The 26,134-nt window shown below is 70.2% G+C and carries 18 protein-coding genes; 16 read left to right on the forward strand and 2 right to left on the reverse strand.

Annotated elements, in window-relative coordinates; translation table 11 throughout:
* Positions 1 to 397: 397 nt before the first annotated feature.
* The 10 genes from OG413_RS23550 (at position 398) to OG413_RS23595 (ending at position 10,817) form a co-directional block, all read left to right on the forward strand.
* A complete protein-coding gene (locus OG413_RS23550; RefSeq protein WP_266808515.1) occupies positions 398 to 1,264 on the forward strand; it encodes an amino acid ABC transporter permease in 867 nt (288 codons plus the stop codon).
* The gene (locus OG413_RS23555) at positions 1,261 to 3,114 is read left to right on the forward strand and encodes an FAD/NAD(P)-binding domain-containing protein (RefSeq protein ID WP_266808517.1); all 1,854 of its coding nucleotides are present in this window, start codon (positions 1,261 to 1,263) and stop codon (positions 3,112 to 3,114) included. Before OG413_RS23550 ends, OG413_RS23555 begins: the two co-directional genes overlap by 4 nt.
* Positions 3,115 to 3,156: 42 nt before the next feature.
* Positions 3,157 to 4,044 (forward strand): amino acid ABC transporter permease, encoded by an 888-nt coding sequence (locus tag OG413_RS23560; RefSeq protein WP_266808518.1) that lies wholly within the window; start codon positions 3,157 to 3,159, stop codon positions 4,042 to 4,044.
* Between the two features lie 17 nt (positions 4,045 to 4,061).
* Complete coding sequence (locus tag OG413_RS23565; RefSeq protein WP_266810325.1) at positions 4,062 to 4,814, forward strand: amino acid ABC transporter ATP-binding protein; 753 nt, start codon at positions 4,062 to 4,064, stop codon at positions 4,812 to 4,814.
* 34 nt (positions 4,815 to 4,848) lie between these two features.
* Positions 4,849 to 5,823, forward strand: coding sequence for an ABC transporter substrate-binding protein (locus OG413_RS23570; protein WP_266808519.1), 975 nt, complete (start codon positions 4,849 to 4,851; stop codon positions 5,821 to 5,823).
* Between the two features lie 15 nt (positions 5,824 to 5,838).
* Entirely contained in the window at positions 5,839 to 6,915 is a 1,077-nt protein-coding gene (locus OG413_RS23575; protein WP_266808521.1) for an LLM class flavin-dependent oxidoreductase, read from the forward strand.
* 14 nt (positions 6,916 to 6,929) lie between these two features.
* On the forward strand, positions 6,930 to 8,210 hold the full coding sequence (locus OG413_RS23580; RefSeq protein ID WP_266810326.1) for an NtaA/DmoA family FMN-dependent monooxygenase: 1,281 nt from the start codon (positions 6,930 to 6,932) through the stop codon (positions 8,208 to 8,210).
* 4 nt (positions 8,211 to 8,214) lie between these two features.
* Entirely contained in the window at positions 8,215 to 9,039 is an 825-nt protein-coding gene (locus tag OG413_RS23585) for a DUF1684 domain-containing protein (protein WP_266808523.1), read from the forward strand.
* Positions 9,040 to 9,289: 250 nt separating this feature from the next.
* Positions 9,290 to 10,204: a S1 family peptidase gene (locus OG413_RS23590; protein ID WP_266808524.1), complete on the forward strand. Its 915-nt coding sequence runs from the start codon at positions 9,290 to 9,292 to the stop codon at positions 10,202 to 10,204.
* A 133-nt stretch (positions 10,205 to 10,337) separates the two neighbouring features.
* Positions 10,338 to 10,817 carry a hypothetical protein gene (locus OG413_RS23595; RefSeq protein WP_266808525.1) on the forward strand — a complete coding sequence of 160 codons (480 nt, stop codon included), beginning with the start codon at positions 10,338 to 10,340 and terminating at the stop codon, positions 10,815 to 10,817.
* 31 nt (positions 10,818 to 10,848) lie between these two features.
* On the opposite strand, the gene OG413_RS23600 is transcribed toward OG413_RS23595, so the two are convergent.
* Positions 10,849 to 11,748, reverse strand: coding sequence for a DUF4231 domain-containing protein (locus tag OG413_RS23600; protein ID WP_266808527.1), 900 nt, complete (start codon positions 11,746 to 11,748; stop codon positions 10,849 to 10,851).
* A 963-nt stretch (positions 11,749 to 12,711) separates the two neighbouring features.
* Here OG413_RS23600 and fxsA point away from each other — a divergent pair.
* From fxsA to fxsT, 4 genes are all read left to right on the forward strand, one after another.
* Positions 12,712 to 12,876: an FxSxx-COOH cyclophane-containing RiPP peptide gene (gene fxsA / locus OG413_RS23605; protein WP_266808529.1), complete on the forward strand. Its 165-nt coding sequence runs from the start codon at positions 12,712 to 12,714 to the stop codon at positions 12,874 to 12,876.
* A 30-nt stretch (positions 12,877 to 12,906) separates the two neighbouring features.
* Positions 12,907 to 15,213 (forward strand): radical SAM/SPASM protein FxsB, inactivated metallohydrolase extension form, encoded by a 2,307-nt coding sequence (fxsB, locus tag OG413_RS23610; RefSeq protein WP_266808531.1) that lies wholly within the window; start codon positions 12,907 to 12,909, stop codon positions 15,211 to 15,213.
* A 91-nt stretch (positions 15,214 to 15,304) separates the two neighbouring features.
* Positions 15,305 to 16,651: an FxsC protein gene (gene fsxC / locus OG413_RS23615; RefSeq protein WP_266808533.1), complete on the forward strand. Its 1,347-nt coding sequence runs from the start codon at positions 15,305 to 15,307 to the stop codon at positions 16,649 to 16,651.
* Positions 16,648 to 20,583, forward strand: a complete 3,936-nt coding sequence (gene fxsT / locus OG413_RS23620) for an FxSxx-COOH system tetratricopeptide repeat protein (RefSeq protein WP_266808534.1) — start codon at positions 16,648 to 16,650, stop codon at positions 20,581 to 20,583. The genes fsxC and fxsT overlap by 4 nt, the downstream gene beginning before the upstream one ends.
* An 88-nt stretch (positions 20,584 to 20,671) precedes the next feature.
* Here the strand turns inward: fxsT and OG413_RS23625 are convergent, their stop codons facing one another.
* Positions 20,672 to 21,556 (reverse strand): alpha/beta fold hydrolase, encoded by an 885-nt coding sequence (locus tag OG413_RS23625; RefSeq protein ID WP_266808536.1) that lies wholly within the window; start codon positions 21,554 to 21,556, stop codon positions 20,672 to 20,674.
* Between the two features lie 378 nt (positions 21,557 to 21,934).
* Between OG413_RS23625 and OG413_RS23630 the strand changes: the two genes are divergently transcribed.
* Both OG413_RS23630 and adhE read left to right on the forward strand, forming a co-directional pair.
* Entirely contained in the window at positions 21,935 to 23,020 is a 1,086-nt protein-coding gene (locus tag OG413_RS23630; RefSeq protein ID WP_266808538.1) for a S1 family peptidase, read from the forward strand.
* A 366-nt stretch (positions 23,021 to 23,386) separates the two neighbouring features.
* Positions 23,387 to 25,984: a bifunctional acetaldehyde-CoA/alcohol dehydrogenase gene (gene adhE, locus OG413_RS23635; RefSeq protein ID WP_266808540.1), complete on the forward strand. Its 2,598-nt coding sequence runs from the start codon at positions 23,387 to 23,389 to the stop codon at positions 25,982 to 25,984.
* Positions 25,985 to 26,134: the final 150 nt, after the last annotated feature.

A 26,134-nucleotide genomic window follows, 5' to 3' on the forward strand; every position in this document is an offset into this window, starting at 1 on the left:
GAGCGCGGGGCGGGGAATCAGCGGCGCGAGGGGAGGGTGAAGCGGTGTTGTGTACGTGAGGGCACGCGGGAAAGGGGTGCTCGAACGCGGACAGGGGCGTGAGCGGGTGAAGCCGGAAGCAGGGAGTCAGCTCAACAGGAAGAGGACCACACGCGACCGAAGTCGATGTGGGAGCGGGTGACCAGCCACTGCTGCGAATGCATGGCCCAAGTGGAACAGGCATCCGGGTGCGCGTCAACCGGCCTGAGACGTCGGGCTCACAGTGTGGACAGGCTTGACAACGGGCCGTAGACAGCGCTTATCTCGGAGGCGGACCGGCGCTGAGGGGCCCGGTCCACGTTGTGTTTGGTGTGAAGGCACGCCCCGTGTTCGATCTCTGCATCCACGGAGCCTTCGCATGTCCGCGCAGACAGATGTCCTGCCTCCCCCGCTTCCCGCACCGCCCGCCAGGGCCGACGACGACGCGGTGCCACGTATCGTCCCGGTCCGCCGAACAGGCCAGTGGGCGGCGGCCGTTGCCGTCCTCGTGCTCCTCGCCCTGGCGTTGGTATCCGTCATCCGCAACGATGCCTTCCAGTGGGACGTCGTCGGCGACTACCTCACCACCGCCTCCGTCCTGCGCGGACTCGGGCTCACCCTCTGGCTCACGGCGCTCGTCATGGTGCTCGGCTTCGCGCTCGGCACCCTCCTGGCCATCCTCAGGCTCTCCGGCAACCGCGTGCTCCAGGCGGTCAGCTGGGGGTACGTCTGGCTGTTCAGATCCACCCCGATCCTGGTCCAGCTGCTGTTCTGGTTCAACATCGGCGCCCTGTACCCGCAGCTCCTCGGCGTCAGCACGGTCAACCTCCTCGGACCCGTCACCGTCGCCGTCGTCGGACTCACCCTGCACGAGGCCGCGTACGCCGCCGAAGTGGTCCGCGGCGGCATCCTCTCCGTCGAGCGCGGACAGCTGGAGGCGGCCCAGTCACTGGGCCTGGGCCCCTGGCGCAGGCTCCGCCGGATCGTGCTCCCGCAAGCCATGCGCTCCATCGTGCCGCCCGCCGGGAACATGCTGATCGGCACCCTCAAGGGCACCTCGATCGTCAGCATCATCGCCGTGCAGGACCTGCTCTACTCCGTTCAGCTCGTCTACCACCGCACCTATCAGGTCATCCCGCTGCTGCTCGTCGCCACCCTCTGGTACGTCGCCGTCACCTCGGCCCTCGGCATCGGACAGCACTACGTCGAACGGCACTACGCACGCGGCACGGCGGACACCCGATGAGCACCGCACCCGCGGCCGCGCCCAGCCTCGTCATCATCGGGGCCGGGCCGCGCGGCACCGGTGTCATCGAACGCATCGCCGCCAACGCCGCCGACCTGTACCCCGGCGGGCGCCTCGACATCCATCTGGTCGACCCGCACCCGCCGGGCGGCGGCCGGATATGGCGGCAGGACCAGTCGCCGCTGCTCTGGATGAACTCCATGGCCGAGGACGTCACCATGTTCACCGACGACACGGTGCGCCAGGACGGCCCCGTACGGCCCGGACCCGCCCTGGACGACTGGGCGAAGGACGTCCGCGCCGGGCGGATCACCGTCGACGCCGAACCCGCCGTGCTGGAGGAGATACGACAGCTGTACGGCCAGGACTTCCCCAGCCGCCGGCTCCAGAGCGCCTACCTGCGCTGGGTGTACGAACAGGCCCTGGCCGCACTCCCGCCCGGCATCACCGTGCGGGAGCACCGGACCCGCGCCCTGGGAGTCACCGGCCCGCGCGGCGGACGCCAGCGCGTCCGGCTCCAGGGCCGCGCCGCCCCCCTGACCGCCGACCTCGTCGTCCTCACCGTCGGCCACCTCGACGCCGAACCCGACGCCGAGCAGCGGGAGTTGAGCGCGTTCGCCGGCCGGCACGGGCTCATCCACCTGCAGCCCGACTTCACCGCCGACAGCGACCTGAGCGCCCTGCCCGCGGGCGAACCCGTCATCGTCCGCGGCTTCGGGCTCGCCTTCATCGACCTGATGGTGCTGCTCACCGAGGGGCGCGGCGGCCGGTACGAGAACGGTGTCTACCTGCCCTCGGGCCGCGAGCCCGTGCTGCACGTCGGATCGCGGCGCGGTGTCCCGTACCACTCCAAGATCGGCTACGGCTGGACGGGCGAGCGGCCGCCGCTGCCGCGCTTCCTCGGCCCCGACCTGGCCGGGGAACTGCTGAGCAGGCCCGGACCGCTCGACTTCCGGCGCGATGTGTGGCCGCACGTCGAGAAGGAGCTCGGCCACGCCCACTACCACCGGCTGTTCACCGCCCACCCCGAGCGCACCACCGTCGGCCGTGACGTCTTCGAGGACAAGTACGCCGCCGCCGATCCGGGCAGCGCCGAACTGGCCGCCCTCGTCGCCGCGGCCGTGCCCGACCCCGCCGACCGGCTCGACCTGGCGGCGCTCGACCACCCGCTGGACGGGGTGCGCCACCCCACGTACGACGCGCTCCAGGACGGTCTGCGCGACTACATCACCGCCGATCTGATACGCCGTCATGATCCGTCCCGCAGCCCGGACCTGGCGGTCTTCCTCGGGCTGCTCTCCGCCTACGGGCAGCTGATCAAGTTCGGCGACATCGGCGACTGGTGGCACGGCTTCTTCAGCTACCTCGCCTCCGGCCCGCCCGGTCCCCGGCTGGAACAGCTCCTCGCCCTCTCCCGGGCCGGGGTCGTCCGCTTCCTCGGCGCCTCGGTCACCGTCGAGGCCGACGAGGAGGCGGGACTCTTCCGGGCCGGCAGCGCCACCGTCCCCACCGAACGCGTCGAGGCGCGGGCGCTGGTCGAGGCCCGCCTCCCGGACCCCTCGCTCCGGCACACCGGCAGCCCGCTGCTGCGCGGCCTGTACGAGGACGGTGCCGCCACCACCGACACGGGACTGCTCTCCGTCGACCCGGGCGACGGCCGGATCCTGGACCGCGACGGCCGCCCGCACCCGCGCCGCTTCGCGCTCGGCCCCTACACCACCGCGCGCAGCAGCGGAGCCTTCACCCGGCCCCGCACCGGCGGCCCGGCCTTCGGCCAGAACGACGCCACCGCGCGCACCGCGCTGACGTTCCTGCGCGACCTCTCCTGTCGCGGCCGCCTCAGCGCCTGACCGCGGCCCACCTCCCGTACATATGTCGCTTAAGGAACTCTCATGTCGCTCACCAGCGATCCACCCATCGACAAAGAGACCGTCCAGGACCCTGTCACCGACTACAGCGGCCTGACCGTCGTCCCGGTCCGCCACCCCTGGCGCTGGGTGGCCGTCGCAGCGACCGCCGTCCTGCTCGCCCAGTTCCTGCACGGACTGGTCACCAACCCCGGCTGGGAATGGGATGTCTTCGCCCGGTTCTTCACCGCCGCGACCATCCTCAAGGCCGTCTGGGTCACCCTCCAGCTGACCTTCTACGGAACCGTTCTCGGCTTCGCGCTCGGCATCGTCCTCGCCTTCATGCGCCTGTCGGCCAGCCCCTTCCTCAGGGCGGTCGCCCACGCCTACATCTGGGCGTTCCGCTCGATCCCGCTGATCGTCCAGCTGCTGTTCTGGTTCAACCTCGCCTACCTCTACCAGGAGTTGCAGTTCGGCATCCCGTTCGGTCCCGGCTTCTTCACCTTCGACACGATGAACCTGGTCGGGGCGATGAGCGCGGCCGTGCTCGGGCTCGCGCTGCACCAGGCGGCGTACGCGGCGGAGATCGTGCGCGGCGGCGTACTGGCCGTGGACTCCGGGCAGTTGGAAGCCGCGGCGGCCCTCGGCATCCCGCGGCTGCGACAGCTGCGGCGGATCGTGCTGCCGCAGGCGATGCGCTCCATCCTGCCGAACGCCGCCAACGAGATCATCTCCCTCTTCAAGGGCACCTCGATCGTCTCCGTCATGGCGATCGGCGAACTCTTCTACCAGGTCCAGGTCGTCTACGGCCGCAACGGCAGGGTCGTACCGCTGCTGATGGTCGCCACCGTCTGGTACATCCTCCTGACCACCGTGCTCTCCGTCCTCCAGTACTACGTCGAACGTCACTACGCCAAGGGGGCCGTGCGATGAGCGCACCCAGCGATGCCATGGTCGAGATCCGCTCCGTACACAAGAGCTTCGGCTCGCTCGAAGTGCTGCGCGGCATCGATCTGTCCGTCCGTACCGGAGAGGTCACCGTCGTCCTCGGACCCTCCGGCTCCGGCAAGTCCACCCTGCTGCGCACCATCAACCACCTGGAGAAGGTCGACCAGGGCTGGATCAGCGTCGACGGCACCCTGGTCGGCTACCGCAGGGAGGGCGACAAACTGTACGAACTGCGCGAGCGCGAGGTTCTGCGCCAGCGCACCCGGATCGGCTTCGTCTTCCAGAACTTCAACCTCTTCGGGCACCTCACCGTCCTGGAGAACATCATCGAGGCACCGGTCTCCGCCCTGCGCCGACCCCGGAAGGACGCCGTCGCGGCGGCCGGGAAGCTGCTCGCCCGGGTCGGGCTCGCCGACAAGGCGGGGGCGTACCCCAAGCAGCTCTCCGGCGGTCAGCAGCAGCGCGTCGCCATCGCCCGAGCGCTCGCGCTCGAACCGAAACTGCTGCTCTTCGACGAGCCGACCTCCGCGCTCGACCCCGAACTGGTCGGCGAAGTCCTCGACGTCATCAAGGACCTGGCCCACCAGGGCACCACGATGATCGTCGTCACGCACGAGATCGGCTTCGCCCGCGAGGTCGCCGACACCGTCGTCTTCATGGACGAGGGCCGCATCGTCGAGCAGGGCCCGCCCGCCGACGTACTCGACCGCCCCGTCCAGGAACGCACCCGCGCGTTCCTCTCCAAGGTTCTGTGATCCCCCGCCCGTGTTCCCGCCAAGGAGTAGTCACGTGTCCGTCCACCGCACCCTCGCCGTCGCGCTCGCCACCCTCACGGCCGCCGGGCTGCTCACCGCCTGCGGCACCAGCGACGCCGCCACCGACGTGATCAGGCCCCAGGGGCAGCAGGACACCGGGGTCAACATCGGCCCGGACCAGAACCGGATCAGGGGCAAGGAGGTGGCCGCCATCGCCGACCGGGTACCGGAGGCGGTCCGCCGGAGAGGCACGCTCCGGATCGGGGCGAGCGCCGACGCCTCACCACCCCTCGGCTTCTACGCGACCGACGACAAGACCCGCATCGGTTCCGAGACCGACCTCGCGACCCTGATCGCCGACACGCTCGGCCTGAAGCCGCGGTTCGAAGAGGTGTCCTGGGAGAACCTCTTCGTCGGCCTCGACAGCTCCAAGTTCGACGCCGTCCTGTCGAACGTCACCGTCACCGAGGAGCGCAAGGAGAAGTACGACTTCGCGACCTACCGGCTCGACAACATCGCCTTCGAGGCCAAGAAGGGATCCGGCTGGAAGGTGAAGGCGCCCGCCGATGTCGCGGGGAAGACGATCGCGGTCTCCTCCGGCACCAACCAGGAGAAGATCCTCGTCGACTGGAGCGAGCAGAACGTCAAGGCCGGGCGCGAGCCGGTGGAGATCAAGTACTTCCAGAAGGACACCGACTACTACCTCGCGCTCCAGTCCGGCCGGATCGACGGCTATCTCGGCCCGAGCCCCTCCGCCAACTACCACGTCGCCTCGGCCGGACAGTCCGAGATCGTCGGCACCCTGTCGGGCGGCGGCGACGGGCTCCAGGGGAAGATCGCCGCCACCACCAAGAAGGACAGCGGACTGGTCGAGGCGTACGCCGCCGCGATCGACCACATCATCGGCAACGGTTCGTACGCCGAGGTGCTGAAGCGCTGGGGGCTGACCAACGAGGCCATCGAGAAGGCGGAGATCAACCCGCCCGGCCTCCCCAAGACCGAGAACTGACCCGAGAGGTCCCGCATGTCCGCCAACAGGCCCCTTCACCTGGCCGCCGAGATCGGTGGCCCGCCCCACTACGACGCCGGGCACTACCTCGCCCTCGCCCGGCTCGCCGAACGCGGCGCCCTCGACTACATCACCCTCGGCGACTCCTTCGCCCGCCCGGGACTCGACGCGCTCTCCGTGCTCTCCCGCGTCGCCCCCGCCACCGACCGCGTCGGTCTCGTACCGACCGTCACCACCACCCACACCGAGCCCTTCCACGTCTCGTCCGCCGTCGCCACCCTGGACTGGGTGAGCCGCGGCCGGGCCGGCTGGAACGTGGAGGTGTCCACGACGGAGGCCGAGGCCCGGCTGTTCGGCAGGCGCGCCGCCGCACCCGCCGACGCGCTGTGGCAGGAGGCGGGGGAGACGGCCGACGTGGCGGCCCGGCTCTGGGACAGCTGGGAGGACGACGCCGAGATCAGGGACGTCGCCACCGGGCGGTTCATCGACCGTGACAAGCTGCACTACGTCGACTTCGAGGGCAGCACCTTCTCGGTCCGCGGGCCCGCCATCGTGCCGCGCCCGCCGCAGGGCCGCCCGGTCGTCGTCATCGACGGCACCGCCGCCGCGGCCCGCGAACCGGCCGCCCGCCACGCCGATGTCGTCCACGCGCGGGCCACCACGCCCGAACAGGCCGCCGCGATCCGTGACGACGTACGACGCCGGGCCGCCGCGCACGGCCGCGACCCCGACACGCTGCGGGTCCTCGTCGCGCTCACCGTCGATCTGGGGGACGCCGAAACGGCACCGGAACCCGGTCTGGAGAGCGGCCCGCTCCTCGCCGGGCGGGGCTCCTACTTCCGGGGCGGCCCGGTCGACCTCGCCGAACTCATCACCCAGTGGCACCGGGCCGGGGCCGTGGACGGCTTCCACCTCACCCCCATCACCCCGGGACGCGACCTCGAAAGGATCGTCAACGGCACCGTGGCACTCCTCCAGCACCGCAGTCTCTTCCGCACCTTCCATCCCGGTGGCACCCTGCGCGAACACCTGGGGCTCGCCCGCCCCGCCGCCCGGTACGCCCTCGCCCGGACCGCCGGGGAGGGAGCGTGACCGCCCCGGCCCGGATGCATCTCGCCGCCCACTTCCCGGGCGTCAACAACACCACCGTGTGGGCCGATCCGCGCTCGGAGAGCCAGATCGACTTCTCCTCCTTCGAGCACCTGGCCAGAACGGCGGAGCGCGGCAAGTTCGACTTCTTCTTCCTCGCGGAGGGACTGCGGCTGCGTGAGCACAACGGCCTCATCCACGACCTGGACGTGGTCGGGAGGCCCGAATCCCTGACCGTGCTGAACGCGCTGGCCGCCGTCACCGACCGCCTCGGGCTCGCCGCCACCGTCAACGCCACGTTCAACGAACCGTACGAGCTGGCCCGCCGCCTCGCCACGCTCGACCACCTCAGCGGGGGCCGTGCCGCCTGGAACGTGGTGACCTCCTCCGACGCCTTCACCGGGGAGAACTTCCGCCGCGGCGGCTACCTCGACCGCGCCGACCGCTACACCCGGGCCGCGGAGTTCGTCGCCACGGCCCGGCAGCTCTGGGACTCCTGGGCGCCGGACGGGCACTCCCGGCCGTTCGCGCACAGCGGCCGGCACTTCACCGTCTCCGGGGAGTTCACCGTCCCCCGCTCCCCGCAGCACCACCCGGTCGTCATCCAGGCCGGGGACTCCGACGAGGGCCGGGAGTTCGCCGCCTCCGCCGCCGACATCATCTTCACCCGGCACGGCACCCTGGAGGCGGGCCGCGTCTTCTACGCCGACGTCAAGGCGCGGCTGGAGAAGTACGGCAGACGGCCCGCGGACCTCAAGATCATGCCCGGGGTCACCTTCGTCCTGGGGGACACGGACGCCGAGGCCCAGGAGAACGCCGCGGAGATCCGCCGGCAGCAGGTCTCCCCGCAGAACGCCCTCCTCGCCCTGGAACAGGTCTGGGGCCGTGACCTCTCCGCGTACGACCCCGACGGGCCGCTCCCCGAGATCGACCCGGACCCGGACTCCGCCCTGGTCCAGGGCCGGGTCCGGCACGGCGACCCGTTCGCGGTGGCCGCCCGCTGGCGCGCGGTGTCCGAGGCCAAGGGGCTGTCCATCCGGCAGACGGTCATCGAGACGACCGCGCGGCAGTCGTTCATCGGCTCCCCGCGGAGCGTCGCGGCGGAGCTGGCCGCGTTCGTCGCCGGTGGCGCGGCCGACGGCTTCATCCTCGTACCACATCTGACCCCGGGCGGCCTCGACGACTTCGTCGACCGGGTCGTCCCGCTGCTCCAGGAACGCGGAGTCTTCCGCTCCGAATACACCGGGTCCACCCTGCGGTCGCACCTCGGCCTGGCGGAACCGGTATGGAAAGGTTGAACGCATGAGCACGGACGCACAGCACAACCCGCAGGACGGCCAGGAGGACCGGGACGCCCGGCAGGACTGGCAGAGCTGGCACGAGGAGCGCGTCGTCGCGGTGGCGGCACCGTACGGCCCACTCTCCCTGGCCGGTACCCACTGGCTCTCCGACTACCCGGAAGGGCGAATTCCGGCCGTCCCGGGGCACTGGCGCGAGGACGGCGACGAGCTGGTGCTCACCGCCGCGCCCACGGACGGTCTCACTGTCGACGGCAAGCCGCTGACCGGCGACATCAGGCTCGGACCGGACCGCGGACCGATCGACACCTCCCGGCTGGCACTCGGCGGACGGCGGCTCGTCGTGCTGCGCCGCGAAGGACTCTGGGCGGTCCGTGACTTCGACCCGGAGTCCCCGGCCCGGCACGCCTTCCGGACCATCGAGGCGACGTACGACGCGCGCTGGACGCTGCCCGGCACCTTCCGCCCGTACGCCGCCGACCGCACCGTCCGGGTGGAGAACGCCGACGGGGTCGAGCGGGGCCTCGGACTGGCCGGTGAGATCGCCTTCGAGGTGGACGGCACCGCGCACACGCTCCAGGTCGCGGTCGAGCCCGACGGCTCGCTGTGGGCCGTCTTCGCCGACGCCACCAGCGGAAACGGGAGCTACCGCTTCCGTTTCCTGCGGCCCGCCGCACCGGCCGAGGACGGCAGTGTGAACGTCGACTTCAATCGCGCGCTGCTGCCGCCCTGCGCCTTCGCCGACCACTTCATCTGCCCGTTCCCGCCGCCCGGCAACACCCTCACGACCGCCGTCGCGGCGGGGGAGCGGAACCGTATCGACGCCTGATCCGTCCTACCGGGACACAGGCGTCCCCTTCCCGCCCCGGCAGCCACGGAGCTGCCGGGGCCGACCCGTGTGCGAGGCGCGCGCGGCCGAAAATGCGCCCTTGCGCGGCTGTTTGACGCCCCCTGATACTCCCGAGCAGCGCTTGTCAGGAGCACGGCACCCGGAATGCCGGACGTGTTCCTCGACTGCGCCTCACGGGTCCGGCCACCCCACAGGCAGGGCCCCCGATTCCCCTCGGGAGGAACGAGAAGTGAGGATCAAGCGCACCACCCCCAAGGGCACCGCGAGACGCAGCAGGGCCACCGCCGTCTTCGCGGGCCTCGTCGCTGTCGCCGCCCTCGCCGTCCCCACCGCCACCGCCGACTCCACCGGTGGTGCAGACTCCACCGGCACCTACAGCGCCACGCGGCTGACCGCGGCCGCCGACGCCGTGCTCGGCGCCGATGTCGCGGGCACCGCCTGGAACATCGACCCGAAGACCAACCGACTCCTGGTCACCGTCGACAGCACGGTCTCCCAGGCGGAGATCAAGAAGATCAAGGAGTCCGCGGGAGCCGACGCGGGCGCCCTGCGGATCGAGCGCACGCCCGGGAAGTTCAGCAAGCTGATCTCCGGCGGCGACGCGATCTACGCCGACAGCTGGCGCTGCTCCCTCGGCTTCAACGTCCGCAGCGGCAGCACCTACTACTTCCTGACCGCCGGTCACTGCACCGACGGCGCGGGCACCTGGTGGGCGGATTCCTCGCACGCCACCGTGCTCGGCACCACCACGGGATCCAGCTTCCCGACCAACGACTACGGCATCGTGCAGTACTCCAACACCTCCATCGCCAAGGACGGCACGGTCGGCAGCCAGGACATCACCAGCGCGGCCGACGCCACGGTCGGGATGTCCGTCACCCGCCGCGGCTCCACCACCGGCATCCACGGCGGATCGGTCACCGGTCTCAACGCCACCGTCAACTACGGCGGCGGGGACATCGTCTACGGCATGATCCGCACCAACGTGTGCGCCGAGCCCGGCGACTCCGGCGGCCCGCTCTACTCCGGCACCAGGGCGATCGGTCTCACCTCCGGCGGCAGCGGCAACTGCAGCTCCGGCGGTACGACGTTCTTCCAGCCGGTCACCGAGGCACTCAGCGCGTACGGCGTCAGCGTCTACTGACCCCGGCCCGTACCCGATGTACCGCATGGCGAGCCCCTGTCCGGAATTTCCGGGCGGGGGCTCCCACTCGACCCGCGGCTTTTGAGAGGATGTCAGGACGGTCGGGCGCAGACACGCAGGGGGTACCAGGTCCGTGAATCGCATCGGAGTGACCGGTCACCGTTCCATCCCCGCGGAGGCCCAGGCGCATGTGCTGGCAGGAATGCGGGCGGCACTGTGCGGCCCGCACGGTTCCGTGGAAGCACTCTCCAGTCTGGCGGTCGGCGCGGACCAGCTCTTCGCCGACCTCGCGCTCGCCTTCGGAGCGAAGCTGACGGCGGTGATCCCCAGCGGCGACTACGAGGCGTGCTTCGACGACGAAGCCGACCTCGCCCGCTACCGGATGCTCAAGTCCCGCGCGGCCCAGGAGGTCCGGCTGGACTTCGCGCACTCCACCGACGAGGCGTACTACGCGGCGGGTGCCTACATCGCCGACCACTGCGACCGGCTGCTCGCCGTCTGGGACGGCCGCCCGGCGAGGGGACTGGGCGGCACGGGCGACATCGTGACGTACGCCCGTACCCTCGGCCGGCCGGTCACCGTCATCTGGCGCGAGGGCGTGGAGCGCGCCTGAAGCAGGCAGAGACAGCCGGGCTGATAGAGCGTCACATTCGGTGCCTGGCAAGCCAGTCGGTGTGTTCCGGCGAGACGATCCGCTCGGTCTCGAAGACCGCGACCGGCCACTGCCGTTCGGTCAGGGTGGTCTCCATCGCGGCCTGCATGGACTCCAGGTCCTTCTCGACCAGCGAGTGCGCGGAGATCAGCGGGTGGTGGCGGCGCATCTCGTTCCAGGCGAGACAGGCCGCCGCGGCCGCGGACAGCGTCCCGGTCAGAGCGAAGGACCGCGCCGCCCCGAACGTCTGGAACACGCCGAGCACCAGGGCGGGAGTGGTCAGCGCGGCTATGGTGCTCGACCAGAGGAGCGCCCCGCGCCGCGACACCTGCTGGCGCCTGCGGTACCACCGCCGTTGCTCGATCAGCCGGTCCCGTATGTACGTCTCCTTGCGCACGGTGAAGGCCTTGTCCCGTAACTCGCGCATGGACTCCGTGATGAGACCGCCGCCGGAGTCGTCCGGATCGTCGCGGGGGTCGGCCCACCCCACCTTCCGCAGCTCCTGGAGACCCTCTTCGAGCCGGTTGGCGAACACCGCCTCCGGGTGCGGTGCGGTGGTGTCGAAGGGGGAGCCGTGCACCGCGTACCGCCAGCAGATCGACTTGATGAACTCCGCCGCGGACCGGTTGAGCTGCCAGTGCGACTTCGCCTTGCGGCGCGAGGCGGCGAAGGTTGTGACCAGGACGCCGAGATAGGCCAGCACGCCTATGGCGTCGAGCAGTTGGAAGGAGCCGCCGATCCGGATCTGCCAGGGGAGGGCGGCGGGCACGGTGCCCACGACGAGCAGGGCCAGCTGGCCTCGGGTGGTATTGACCGCTTCGCGTTGGCGTGCGATGGCGATGGCGTCCGTGCGGTGGAAGAGCGCGGGAAGGTCCTCGTTCCTGAAGACCATGGACCGAAGGGGTCCGGGAAGCGCCGTCATGTTCACCCCCGTCTGCAGTTATGAGCGTGCTAGATCGCTCCGCCGGTCAGGGCACGCCTCACAGGTCCACGCCCGGCCGGGGCCACGAGAGTAGGGGGGCGTACCGGGGACGGCAATGGTGCCCCTCGGTGCGGAGGGCTTTTCGGACGTGATCCGGCCACTCTCGTGCGGACGGGCGAGGTGTGGGAAAGTGACACAACTGTGTTTGCTGGTAGGTGAGTTGCCGGGGGTAGAGCCGGTGACTCGCCTCTTGGCGGGGGGACGGGGCGATCCAGACGGACCGGAGGGACGGGGGCGGCGGCGTACCGCTGTCCGACACCCGGCCGGGGTGCGCCGCAGCCCCCTGCCGGCCGTCGCCGCCGGCGCCGTCCCGGCCAGGGCCCAGTGCGCCCGCACGGTACGCCCGTACCTCGGCCGGCGGGGGCCCGGGCGAAGGGCCTGCTGAAGGGGGACCCCGGACCGCATGCGCGGCGCGCGGGCGGGCCACCATGCTCCGATCGGCTGACGGTCGCCGGGGTCCGTTCGCGGACGGAACCGGTGCGAGGGAGCGTTCGTGGGGCCAACGGGGCCGTCACGGACGGACGTTGCCGGGCGGTATGCCGGGACGCGTGATTCCGGGACGCCCGGCAATCCGGGAGTTGCGTGCCGCGTCCGCTTGTGCGTGGACCTCGTCCGGGTCCGCGCACGGCCCCACCGGGCAGTGTCCCCCGTCACCCGGACCCGTACCGCTCCCACCCCTGCCGCCTGCGGGTTCCCGCCTCACCCGGCCGGTCGAGCGCGCGCGATGTCTCCCTTGAGGATTCGGGGCGTCAATGGCCAGCCGGTCAGCGTGTGTGAGGGGCCGGATGGGAGTAAAGTCATGCCGCCGGAGGCTGCAATTATGCAGATACCGGTGGCATTCAAGTGTCCGGAAACAATCCATCAAGGACGGCCGTGAAGATCTACGAATCCTCCCCCGCCTTCGCCAATGCGAAGAGTCGTGCACCGCTCGCCCAGATCGACGTCCGGGACGTCGACACCACCAGGAAGGTCAGCCGCGTTTTCGGCGCGTCCGCGGGCCGCAACACGCGCACCTCGACCTTCAGTTCGGCGCTCTGAGCCGGACTGCCAGGTGGCTAGACTGGGGGAATGACAGGACCCCTGGTCCCCTTTCGCGAAATCGTGCTCAAGGTGCACAGCCGGTGCGATCTCGCCTGTGACCATTGCTATGTCTACGAACATGCAGATCAGAGCTGGCGTACCCGCCCCAAGACAATCTCTGACGACGCTATTTCCTGGACCGCCCGACGCTTGGCCGAGCATGCGGCGACTCATGCGCTCTCTTCCCTTTCAGTGATCCTGCACGGTGGAGAACCGCTTCTGGCAGGACCGGCGCGGCTGCGTCGCGTCTGCGAGGAGCTCGGCTCAGCTATGCACGGCATCGCTGAGCTGGACCTGAGGATTCACACCAATGGCGTCCAGCTCAGCCCCCGATACCTCGACCTCTTCGACGAGTTCGGCGTCAAGGTCGGGATCTCGCTGGACGGAGACCGTACGGCGAACGACCGGCACCGCCGGTTCGCGAACGGACGCACCAGCCACCCGCAGGTACTCAAGGCCGTCGAACTGCTCCAGCGGGAGCGGTACCGCCATCTCAACCTCGGCCTCCTGTGCACCGTCGACATCCACAACGACCCGATCGCGGTGTACGAGGCCCTCGCCGAGCTCGAACCGCCGCTCGTCGACTTCCTTCTCCCGCACGCCACCTGGGACGCCCCCCCGCCGCGCCCGGACGGCTCACCCACCGCCTACGCCGACTGGCTCCTCGCGATCTTCGACCGCTGGACGGAGCAGGGCAGGCCGGTGCCGGTGCGGATCTTCTCCTCGGTCCTGTCCAGCCTGAGCGGCGGTCCCAGCCTCACCGAATCCCTCGGACTGGCCCCCACCGATCTGGTCGTCGTGGAGACCGACGGGCAACTGGAACAGGTCGACTCCCTCAAGAGCGCCTACGAGGGGGCCGCGGCCACCGGATTCGACGTGTTCACCAACTCCTTCGACGAGGTGGCCGCCCACCCCGGCGTCCGGGCGCGACAGCTCGGTCTGGCCGGGGTCAGTGACACCTGCCGAAGCTGTCCCGTCGTACGGTCGTGCGGCGGCGGGCTCTACACCCACCGCTACCGCTCCGGCACCGCCTTCGACAACCCCTCGGTCTACTGCGCCGATCTGAAGGCGCTCGTGGAGGGCATCGAGGAGCGCACGGCTGCGGCCACCGGGTCGCCCGCGGTCTCCGGGCCGCGGGAACTCCTCGCGGCGCAGCAGGACCTGACGCGCACCCTGCTCGCGGTGCTCAACGAGGACCTCGGCGGGCGGGGCGGGGAGAGCTGGGACCGGGCGTGGGAACTGGCGGCGCGGGCCGAGGGGACGGCGGCGGGCGCCGCCGGACTGGACGGCGTGCTGGCCCATCCGTTCAGCCGCGGCTGGCTGCTGGACGCGCTGGAGGGGGTGCGCGACGGGCGCCCCGACGTCGGCCGGGCCGCGGAACGGCTGGCCTCGTCGGTGGCCGCGGCCGCCGTGCTCGCCGGACTAGACCTGCCCGTCCCGGTGGACTACCGGGACGGCCGGCTCTTCCTGCCCACCCTGGGCGCCGTGCGCATCGGAGGGCCGGGGGACCGGGGCACGGCTCTGGTACGCGCCACCGGCGACGGGTTCGCGGTCCGCCGCGAAGGGCCCGGCGAACACCCGGAGCTGCGGGTCGTCCGCGACGCCGCGGACAACCCGCACTGGCAGCCGGTGCGCCGGGTGGAGGCGGCCGGGGTGCCCGCTTTCGTACTCGACGATCTCGATCCGTACCGCGACTGCTTCGGCGCCCCCGTCGCGCCGCGGCTCGGGCGGGCCGAGGCCGACGCCTGGGGCGCGCGCCTCGCCGCCGCCTGGGCGCTGCTGGAGGAGGCCGTACCGGAACAGGCGGCCGAGGCGGCGGCGACGCTGACCACGCTGACCCCGCTGGCCGCGGACGGTGCCGCCGTGGGGCGGCACGGCTACGGGGCGCTCGGAATCGGTGCGGCGAACGACGCCCGGGAACTGGCGCTCGCACTGCTGGGCGGATTCCGGCGGGCGAAACTGCGGGCGCTGGCCGAAGTCACGGATCTGTACGCGTCGGACGGTTCCTGGGATCATTGGTTGCCCTGGAGGGAAGAGTCCGTTCCTTTCTCCCGATTGCTGGCGGAGACCTTCGAACGGGTGGGGCTCGGTCTCTTCGCACCACAGTTCCTCCAGGGCGTACCACAAGCACTCGACATGATCGAAAAAGCGGCCGAACCGACCGTCGACGGAAAGCGGCTGCTGGCCGGAGTCCGTAAAGAGATCAGCGGTACACACGGGACATCTGGGGGGAACGGTCGCAAGCCTGTTCTTGGCCAGGAACAACATGTGCCGAACTGGGAGACGGTTGACTGAAAAGCGGCGTTCAATGACCGAACGCCAGGGGGGTGGAGCATGATCTGTTCCGGAATGATGAATTCGCTCGCATTCTTTCCCTACTCCTCGGATGCGAGTGCTCACACAGGACGGGGGTCGTGTGCACGCATCGACGCAGCAGCGAGCGGCGGACCATCGGCCGTACTTCTTTCTGAGTTACGCACACACACCGGGGTACGGCGGTGGAACGGACCCCGATATGTGGGTCGAAAGGCTTTTTCAGGATCTGTGCGGCCATGTGATGGCCATGACCGATCTGCCCGCGGGCGCGCCCGCGGGGTTCATGGACCGGGAGATACGCTCCGGTGAGGGCTGGTCGGAACGGCTCGGCGGAGTGCTCGCCACCTGCCGGGTGTTCGTCCCGCTGTTCTCACCGCGCTACTTCGCCAGCGAGATGTGCGGCAAGGAGTGGTACGCGTTCGAACAGCGCGCCATCCACCACCGGGCCCGCTCGAACCAGCCGGCCGAAGCGATCGTCCCGGCGCTCTGGGTCCCGGTGCCTCCCAGCCAACTGCCGGGATCTGCCGAGCGGTTGCAGTTCAATCACCGTGACTTCGGAGACCGCTACGTCAGCGACGGACTCTACGGGCTGATCAAACTCAGGCTGTTCCAACAGGACTACGAACGGGCCGTCTACGAACTGGCCAAGCGCATCGTCAGCGTCGCCGACACCGTGCGGATCGACACCGGAAGACCGGTCGACTACCGCATCGCCCCCAGCGCCTTCGGCTCGCCCAGCAGCGGTGTGGGCGCCCCCCGCCCGATGCGGATCACCATCTGCGCCCCCACGCGCCACGATCTGCCCGAGGGGCGGAACTCCGACTACTACGGAGACAACCCGCAGGAGTGGAACCCCTACCACCCGGCCGCCGCGAGACCGCTCGCCTATGTCGCCGAGGAGCTGGTGCGCTCGCTCAACTACCAGGCCGCCATCTCCTCGTTCGACGAGGAGTCCGGGCACCAGGAGGGCAAACAGCTGCCCAGCACCCCGGAGATCCTCCTCGTCGACCGCTGGGCCCTGCAGGACGAGGACCGGCGGCGCCGGCTCGCCGCCTTCGACGCCGAGAACCGGCCCTGGGTGACCATGGTCGTGCCGTGGAACCGCGACGACCACCAGAGCCGGGCGGCCGAGGCCGAACTGACCGAGAAACTCGAACAGACGATGCCGGCCAAAATGCGGCAGGGACGGGCCTTCTGCCGCGCCGCGGCCAAAGGAGTGCCGAGCATGGACGCCTTCGGGCAGGTCCTGCCCCAGGTGGTCGAGGTGGCCGCCCAGCAGTATCTGCGGCACGCGACGGCCTATCCGCCGGCCACCGGTGGAGGACACAGCGAACGGACGCGACTGATGGGGCCGATGGGCAACGCCAGCTTCCTACCCCACCCGAACGACCCTGCGACGCAAGCGGAGGACGTATGACAGCCGGTCGTGACGGGCGCATCGTCACTTTCTACTCGTACAAGGGCGGAACGGGCCGCACGATGGCCCTGGCCAACACCGCCTGGATCCTCGCCGCCAACGGCAAACGGGTACTGGCCGTCGACTGGGACCTGGAGGCACCCGGTCTCCACCGGTTCTTCCACCCCTTCCTCGACCCCTCCACCCTCGGCGCCACCACCGGTGTGATCGACCTGATCACCGAGTACGCCTGGGCCGCGACCAGCCCCGCCCAGCGATCGGACGACTGGCACCGCGACTACGCCCGCATCCAGCCGCACGCGGTCTCCCTCACCCCCGAGGCGCTGGGCTGGGAGTTCCCGCAGGGCGGCACCCTCGACTTCGTCTCCGCCGGACGGCAGAACCGCGAGTACTCCGCGACCGTCTCCACCTTCGACTGGGACAACTTCTACGACCGGCTCGGCGGCGGCCACTTCTTCGACGCCCTGCGCGACGACATGAAGGCCAACTACGACTACGTCCTCATCGACAGCCGTACCGGACTCAGCGACATCGCCGACATCTGCACCGTCCACCTCCCGGACGTGCTCGTCGACTGTTTCACCCTCAGCGACCAGTCCATCGACGGCGCGGCCTCCGTCGCCCGGCAGATCTCCGAGCGCTACACCGGCCGCGCCATCTCGATCTTCCCCGTCCCGATGCGCATCGACGAGGGCGAGAAGGAGAAGGCCGACGCCGGACGCGCACTCGCCCGGCTCAAGTTCGACCGGCTGCCGCGCGACCTGTCCGGCGACGAACTCACCGCCTACTGGGGCGCGGTGGAGATTCCGTACCGCCCCTACTACGCGTACGAGGAGACGCTCGCCACCTTCGGGGACGAGGCCGGACTCACCAACTCGCTGCTCTCCGCCTTCGAACGGCTCACCGCGGTCCTCACCGACCGGCAGATCACCTCCATGCCCCCGGTGGGCGAAGAGGTGCGCCTGCGGATCCGCGACGCCTTCACCCGCCGCAGGCCCGCGCTGCCCGCCGACCTCTTCCTCAGCTATGTGGCGGAGAACCGGATGTGGGCCGACTGGATCGAATCCGTCCTCACCCGGGCCGGCTTCCGGGTCGTCCCGCGAGACGTCTCCGCCGAACGGGGCCCGCAGGAACCGGTCACCGTCACCGCCGAGAACGCGGCCAGGACCGTCGTCCTGCTCTCCAGCGCCTACCTCAAGTCGCAGCGCGCGGTGGGTGTGTGGGACAGGGCGGTCGCCGAGGACCCCGGCGGCGGCAGGCGTCAGCTGCTGCCCCTCAGGGTCGGGGACGTACGCCTCAGCGCGCCCTACATCGACCGCAACCCCGTCGACCTCTTCCGCCTCGACGAGGTGCACGCCACCTCGGCCCTGATGCGGGCCCTGGACCGGCCGGTGCAACTGGTCGACGGGACGTCGCCGGGACCCCGCTTCCCCGGCACCGTGCCGAGGATCTGGAACGCACCCCCGCGCAACCCCGGATTCACCGGCCGCTCCCTCGTCCTGGAGCGGATGCGCGACCAGCTCGGCGGCGGGATGTCCGTCGTCCTGCCGCAGCCGCAGACGCTGTACGGACTCGGCGGCGTCGGCAAGACCCAGGTGGCGCTGGAATACGTGCACCGGTTCATGGCCGACTACGACCTGGTGTGGTGGATATCGTCCGAGCAGACCGACGACGTGGTCGCCTCACTGGCCGAACTCGCCGTCCGGCTCGGTGCCCAGGGCGGCGAGGACATGGCCGCCGCCTCGCAGGAGGCCGTCGACCTGCTGCGGCGCGGAGTGCCCTCGGACCGCTGGCTGCTGGTCTTCGACAACGCCGACGACCCGGAACAGCTCCGCCGCTACTTTCCGCAGGGCGGCTCCGGCCACATCCTGGTGACCTCCAGGAACCAGACCTGGTCCCAGCACGGTGACGCGCTGCCCGTCGACGTCTTCCTGCGGGAGGAGTCCATCGAACACCTCCAGCGCCGCGCCCCGGGACTCAGCGACGACGACGCCGCCCAGGTGGCCACCGCCGTCGGCGACCTGCCGCTCGCCGTCGAGCAGGCGGCGGCCTGGATCGCGGAGACCGCCACCCCCATCGGCGCCTATCTGGAACAGCTCGCCCAGCAGGCCCCCCAGGTGCTCGCCCTCAACCAGCCCGCCGGATACCCGGAGCCGGTGGCCGCGACCTGGAACATCTCCATCGCCCGCCTGAAGGAGCGCTCGCCCGCGGCGGTGCGGCTGCTCCAGCTCTGTGCCTTCTTCGCTCCCGAGCCGATCTCCGCGAATCTCCTCTACAGCAAGGAGATGATCGAGGCGCTGAAGCCGTACGACTCCTCGCTCCAGGAGAAGCTGGTGCTGGGCCGGGTCATCCGGGAGATCGGCCGGTTCGCCCTCGCCAAGGTCGACCAGGTGTCCAACTCGATCCAGGTGCACCGCCTGGTGCAGGCGGTGATCAGGGCCCAGCTCAGCGAGGAGGAGCAGCGCGAGGCCCGGCATGTGGTGCACCGCATCCTGGCGGGCGCGCGGCCCGACGACGACGAGCCGATCGACAACCCGGAGACCTGGCAGACCTTCGCCACCATCTGGCCCCACCTCGGCCCGTCCGACGCGCGCAACTGCAAGGAGCCGGAGGCCCGCAGGCTCCTGATCGACCGGGTGCGCTACCTGTGGAAGCGCGGAGACGTCCGGACCGCGGCCACCCTCGGGGACGAACTGCGCGAGACCTGGCTGGAGACGCTGGGGGAGCGGGACCTCCAGTACCTGTACCTCTGCTTCCACCTCTCCAACATCCTGCGTACGCGCGGACGGTACGTGGAGGCGAAGGAGCTCGACGAGTTCACCCTCCAGCGGCAGCGGGAGGTACTGGGCCCGGAGCACCCGCACACGTACATGACCACCAGCAGTCTGGCCATCGACCTCGGTCTGCTCGGCGACTACGCGCAGGCGATCGAGCTGGCGACCGACGCCCGCGACGGATTCAGCCAGATCTTCCACGACTCGCACCCCAGGACGCTGGCGGCGGCCAACAACCTGGCCCTGAACCTGCGGAGTGTCGGGCAGTACGCCAAGGCACGCGAGATCGATCAGGACGTCTACGACCTGCGCTCCGATGTGCTCGGCCCGGAGCACCCGTACAGTCTCTCCTCCGCGATGAACCTGGCCCGTGATCTGCGCGAGGTCGGGCGGTACGAGGACTCCGTGGGTCTGCTCAGCCGCACGTACGACAGCTTCAAGCACACGCTCGGCCGGAGTTTCCCCGCCACGCTCAGCGCCGCGAAGAGCCTGGCGGTGTCGCTGCGCAGGGCGGGCCGGCTGGAGGACGCCCACCGGCTGACGGTGGCCACCCGTGCCAGGTACCGGGCGAAGTACACGATCGCCAACCCCGATTCGCTGGCCTGCGACCTCAACCTGGCGGCGGACCTGTTCGCTGCGGGCGAGGCGGCCGAGGCCAGGGACACCGCCCAGGAGGTCGTCGACCAGTACATGAAGGTGCCGGGGGAGAAGCACCCGTACACCCTGGCGGCCCAGAACAATCTCGGTATCTATCTGTCGGGCACCGGGGAGGTGGAGCAGTCGGAGAAGGTGCTGACCATGGTGGTCGCCTCGATGCGGGAGAGGTTCGGCCGCGAGCACCCCAACACCCTTTTCTGCGTGATGAATCTGGCCAGCACGACCGCGGACCGGGGGGATCTCGCACTGGTGCTGGAGACCGAGGAGCGGTTGACCGCGCAGCTGCGGGAGGCCCTGGGGGCACATCACCCCGAGACCCTGGCCATGATCTCGAACAGGGCGGTCACCCTCGACGCGCTGGGCCGCCAGGACGAGGCGGTGCAACTGCGTGCGGAGGTGGTCGCCGAGCTGTCCCGGCAACTCGGGGACGACCATCCGCTGAGCCGGATAGCCCGTGACGAGCGCCGGTTCCGGCGCGAACTGGAACCGCTCGCGGTGTGAGCGGGGCCGGGCCCGCGACGGCGGGCCCGGCCGCGCTCACGCGTCCGGGCGCCCGGCCGGGTTCACGCGTCCGGGCGCCCGGCCGGGTTCACGCGTCCGTGCGCTCCCGGTCGTCCAGCAGCCAGTTGAGGATTCCGGGGAGCGCGGACAGCGCGTCGAAGTGCGCCGCCGCCGGTTCCAGTACGGCGGTGACTCCCGGGATCTGTCCGGCCAGCCAGCGGGTGTGGCCGACCGGGGTGAACACGTCCTTCTCCCCGTGCCAGAGCATCACCGGTCCGGTGATCGACGCCGGATCGAAGCCCCAGGGGCGGCAGAGGGCGATGGCGTCGTCGATCCATCCGTACGCCGAAGTGCGCAGCCCCTCACGGTAGTTGCGCAGCAGCATCGAACGGATACCGGCGTCGTTGACCACCACCCGGTCGGAGTCGGTCAGCTCCCGGCGCAGATCGTCCAGGAGCCGGACCGGGTTCCGCCGGATCTCCGCGGAGCGGATGATGAAGGATTCCGCGAGCCCGTCCGGGTCGGCGGCGGCGGTGGAGTAGGCGAGCACATTGGACGCCGCCATCCCCTCGAACCAGTCGAGACCTTCCGCGTCCCAGGGGGCGAGGCCAACCAGGGCGGCGGTGCGGGTGACCCGGTCCGGCATCAGCGCCGCGCAGGCCAGGGCGTGCGGGGCGCCACCGGAGCGGCCCACGACGGCGAACCGCTCCAGGCCCAGCGAGTCGGCGATCGCCCGAACGTCCTCGACGCCGTCGATCACCCGGCGGCCCGCGTGCCGGTCGGAGCCGCCGTATCCCGGGCGGTCGTAGGCGATCAGCTGTGTGTGGCGCTGGTAGAGCACCATGCCGCGTGGAGCGGGGCCCAGCCTGCTGCCCGGCATTCCGTGGAGCAGGAAGACCGGTCTGCCGCGGGGATCACCCAGGCGTTCCACCATCAGATGCCGCCCGTCCGCCGCGCGCACCCGACTTCGCACCCGTGCCTCCTCCGCTCGGTTCCCCGGCCGGTCCGGGCACGGTGTGCCCGCGTGTGCCCCTGTTCGATGATGACCCATCAGGGGCGTGACGGGGACTCCTCGCCGGAAGGAACCGTGAAGGAATTGAGCAGGGCATTCCGAGGGGGCCCCGGCCGGTATCCGTGGACGTTCGCTGGTTGTACGGGTGTTCGCACATGGAACGACCGTTGCATCGCCTTTCCGTACGTGAACGCCACAGGGGTGAAGTGTCGGTGTCGTGTGTGCGTCCGGGCGTCGGTCTTGTGTGCCGTCCGGCGGCATCGCCATAGTGGGCGGCCCCATCCTCCGCGTACGGGCAACCCCACTTTGTCCGTGCGCGGCCCCCACAGGAGGCCGAAGTTGAAGCAGCGACGCACATCCAGGAAGCGCGCGATGATGACCGGGTCGGCCGTCGTCGCCCTGGTCGCGACGGGAATGACGTTTCAGACTGCGAACGCCAGTGACGATGTGCCGCGGTTCTCCGCGCGCACGCTCACCGCGGACGCGGCCGGAAAGCTCGCCACCGCCCTGGACAAGGACCTGGGCGGTGACACGGCCGGCGCGTACTACGACGCCGGGGCGAAGAGCCTCGTCGTGAACGTGGTCGACGAGGCCGCCGCCGAGCGGGTGCGCCAGGCGGGTGCCGAGGCCAGAGTCGTACAGAACTCCCTCGCCGAGCTGAAGTCCGCCCGCGCGACCCTCACCGACAGGGCCGCGGTGCCGGGTACCTCCTGGGCCGTCGACCCGGTGAGCAACAAGGTGGTCGTCACCGCCGACCGCACGGTCGACGGTGCGGCCTGGGACAAGGTCTCCGCGGTGGTCGACGGGCTCGGCGGAAAGGCCGAACTGAAGAGGACCGCAGGGGAGTTCAGGCCGCTCATCGCGGGCGGCGACGCGATCTGGGGCTCCGGCTCCCGTTGTTCGCTCGGCTTCAACGTGGTCAAGGACGGCGCGCCGTACTTCCTGACCGCCGGGCACTGCACCGAGGCCGTCACCAGCTGGTCGGACTCGCAGGGCGGTGCGGAGATCGGGGCGAACGAGGGCTCCAGCTTCCCGGACAACGACTACGGCCTGGTGAAGTACACCTCGGAGGTGGAGCACCCCAGCGAGGTCGACCTCTACGACGGTACGACCCAGCCGATCACCCGGGCGGGTGAGGCGACGGTCGGCATGTCGGTGACCCGCAGCGGTTCCACCACCCAGGTGCACGACGGCGAGGTCACCGCCCTGGACGCCACGGTCAACTACGGCAACGGCGACATCGTCAACGGCCTCATCCAGACGACGGTCTGCGCCGAACCGGGCGACAGCGGCGGCTCGCTCTTCTCGGGCGACACCGCGATCGGTCTGACCTCGGGCGGCAGCGGCGACTGCTCCTCGGGCGGGGAGACCTTCTTCCAGCCGGTACCGGAGGCGCTGGCCGCCTACGGGGCCGAGATCGGCTGACGGGTCCCGGCGGAACAACGCGCAATAGCGCTGGACGCCGCGAAACGACGCGGAGCAACGCGCGGAACGACGAGGCCCCCGGCTGAGGGCGATTCAAGGAGCCGGGGGCCTTTCCGGTTTTCCGGTGCGTCTCGGACTCCGGGTCGGGGAGGCTGCGGGACATTATTTGTGAAAACTTTCACAAGGCCGCTCGGGGCTTTGGTCCCTTGATGTTTTCGCAGGTGGGAGCGGGTACAGCGGAAGAACCGGGCGACCCGTGAAGGACTTTGGGCCCTGCGTTCGGGGCCTTTGGCGACAGTCTCCGCGTGATCATCGGTGTCGAATGGAAGGGCGGAGGAACACAGACTCGATGAAGGAGTTCCTGCCATGAAGGCCGATGAGATGGTGGACGGACTGGTCCAAAGGGCCCTGAACGCGCTGGACGCCTATGGGGCGTTCACGCAGGAACAGGTCGACCACATCGTCAAGAGGGCATCGCTCGCGGCACTCGCCCGGCACGGCGAGCTCGCGCGGATGGCGGTCGAGGAGACCGGGCGCGGGATCTTCGAGGACAAAGCCGTCAAGAACCTGTTCGCCTGCGAGCACGTCACGCATTCGATGGAAGGGCTGAAGACCGTCGGGGTCATCAGCCGCGACGAGCTGAACGGCATCACCGAGATCGCCGAACCGGTCGGTGTCGTCTGCGCGATGACCCCGGTGACCAACCCGACCTCCACCACCGTCTTCAAGGCGCTGATCGCGCTGAAGACCCGCAACCCGATCATCTTCGCCTTCCACCCCTCCGCGCAGCGGTGCTCGGCCGAGGCCGCCAGGACGGTCCGCGACGCGGCGGTCGCGGCCGGCGCGCCCGAGGACTGCGTGCAGTGGGTCGAGGAGCCCTCGATGGAGGCGACGGGCCTCCTGATGCATCACGACGGCGTCTCCACCATCCTGGCGACCGGCGGGAACGCCATGGTCAAGGCCGCCTATTCGTGCGGCAAGCCCGCCATCGGTGTCGGCGCGGGAAACGTGCCCGCCTATGTCACCGCAAGCGGCGGGCTCCGGCGCGCGGTGCATGACATCGTGCTCTCGAAGTCCTTCGACCACGGCATGATCTGCGCCTCCGAGCAGGCCGTCATCCTCGACCACGAGGTGTACGACCAGGGCCTCGCGGAGTTCGAACGCCTGGGCGCGTACGTCGTCACCGCCGCCGAGAAGACCAAGCTGGAGGAATTCGTCTTCGGCACCACGGCCTTCGCCGCCAACTGCTCCGGCGCGAAGCTGAACGCGGACGTCGTCGGGAGGTCGCCGCGGTGGATCGCCGAACAGGCCGGATTCCAGGTCCCCGAGGACACCTCGCTCCTCATCGCCGAATGCGCGGAGGTGGGTGAAGGCGAACCGCTCACCCGGGAGAAGCTCTCCCCGGTGCTGGCCGCCCTGAAGGCCGACTCCACCGAGCACGGACTCGGACTCGCCGCCCGGATGGTCGAGTTCCACGGGCTGGGACACAGCGCGGCCATCCACACCGAGGACGAGGAGCTGGCCGAGGAATTCGGCAGGCGCGTCAAGGCGGTCCGGATCATCGTCAACGCCCCCTCGACCTTCGGCGGCATCGGCGACGTCTACAACGCCTTCCTGCCCTCCCTCACCCTCGGCTGCGGCAGCTACGGGCACAACTCGGTCTCCGACAACGTCTCCGCGGTCAACCTCGTCAACATCAAGCGGATCGGACGGCGCAACAACAACATGCAGTGGTTCAAGGTGCCGCCGAAGATCTACTTCGAGCGCAACGCGCTGCGCTACCTCGCCGAGATGGACGGTCTGAGCCGGGTCACCGTCGTCACCGACAAGACCATGGGCAGGCTGGGCTACGTACAGAAGGTCATCGACATCCTGCACTCCCGTCCGGGTGCCGGGGTGACCCTCCAGGTGATCGACCAGGTCGAGCCCAACCCGGAGCTGGAGACCGTACGGGCCGGGGCGGCGCTGATGCGCGACTTCGAACCGGACACGATCATCGCGCTCGGCGGCGGCTCCGCGATGGACGCGGCGAAGATCATGTGGCTGATGTACGAGCACCCCGAGGTCGAGTTCGCGGACACCAAGGAGAAGTTCTTCGACATCCGCAAGCGCGCCTACACCTTCCCCTCGCTGGGCGAGAAGGCGCAGCTCGTCGCGGTCCCGACCACCTCGGGCACCGGCAGTGAGGTCACCCCGTTCGCGGTGATCTCCGACCCGGCGGCGGCGCAGAAGTACCCGCTCGCCGACTACGCCCTCACCCCGAACGTCGCCATCGTCGACCCGGTGCTGCCGATGGGCCTGCCGCCGAACGTCACCGCGGACTCCGGGTTCGACGCGCTGACCCACGCCACCGAGGCGTACGTCTCCGTCTACGCCAACGACTACACCGACGGGCTCTGCCTCCAGGCCATCAAGCTGATCTTCGGGAACCTGGAGCGATGCGTGGTGGACGGGGCGCACGACCCCGAGGCGCGGGAGAAGATGCACAACGCGTCGACCGTCGCCGGGATGGCCTTCGCCAACGCCTTCCTCGGCCTGGTGCACGCCATGGCCCACACCCTGGGCAACACCTTCCACGTCCCGCACGGTCGCACCAACGCGCTGCTCCTGCCGCATGTCATCCGGCACAACGGCCAGGTCACCGGCAAGGCCACCCCGTGGCCGAAGGCCGAGGTCTACCGGGCCCCCGAGCGGTTCCAGGAGATCGCCGGGATGCTGGGTCTGCCCGCGTCGACCCCGGCCGAGGGCGTGGAGTCCTACGCGCGGGCCGTCGAGGAACTGCGCGCCAAGTGCGGAATCCCGGCCTCCTTCGCCGAGGAGGGCGTCGATGAGACGGCGTTCATCGAGGCGCTGCCCCAGCAGGCGATGAACGCGTACGCCGACCAGTGCGCCCCCGCCAACCCGCGGATGCCGATGATCGACGACATGATCCGGCTGATGCGCCGGGCGTATTACGGCAGTTGACCGGCGACCCGCGTACCCCGCCCGGATGCCCGGTGCCGAACAGGCTCCGGGCATCCGGGTGTTCGGATTTCGGCCAGCCGGGCGTCCCGCTGTTCGGGGCGAAACTCGTGAAGAGTGGTGGTATTCGGCACAACCCATGTGTATATCCGG

Source organism: Streptomyces sp. NBC_01433 (assembly GCF_026340105.1).
Lineage (GTDB): Bacteria > Actinomycetota > Actinomycetes > Streptomycetales > Streptomycetaceae > Streptomyces.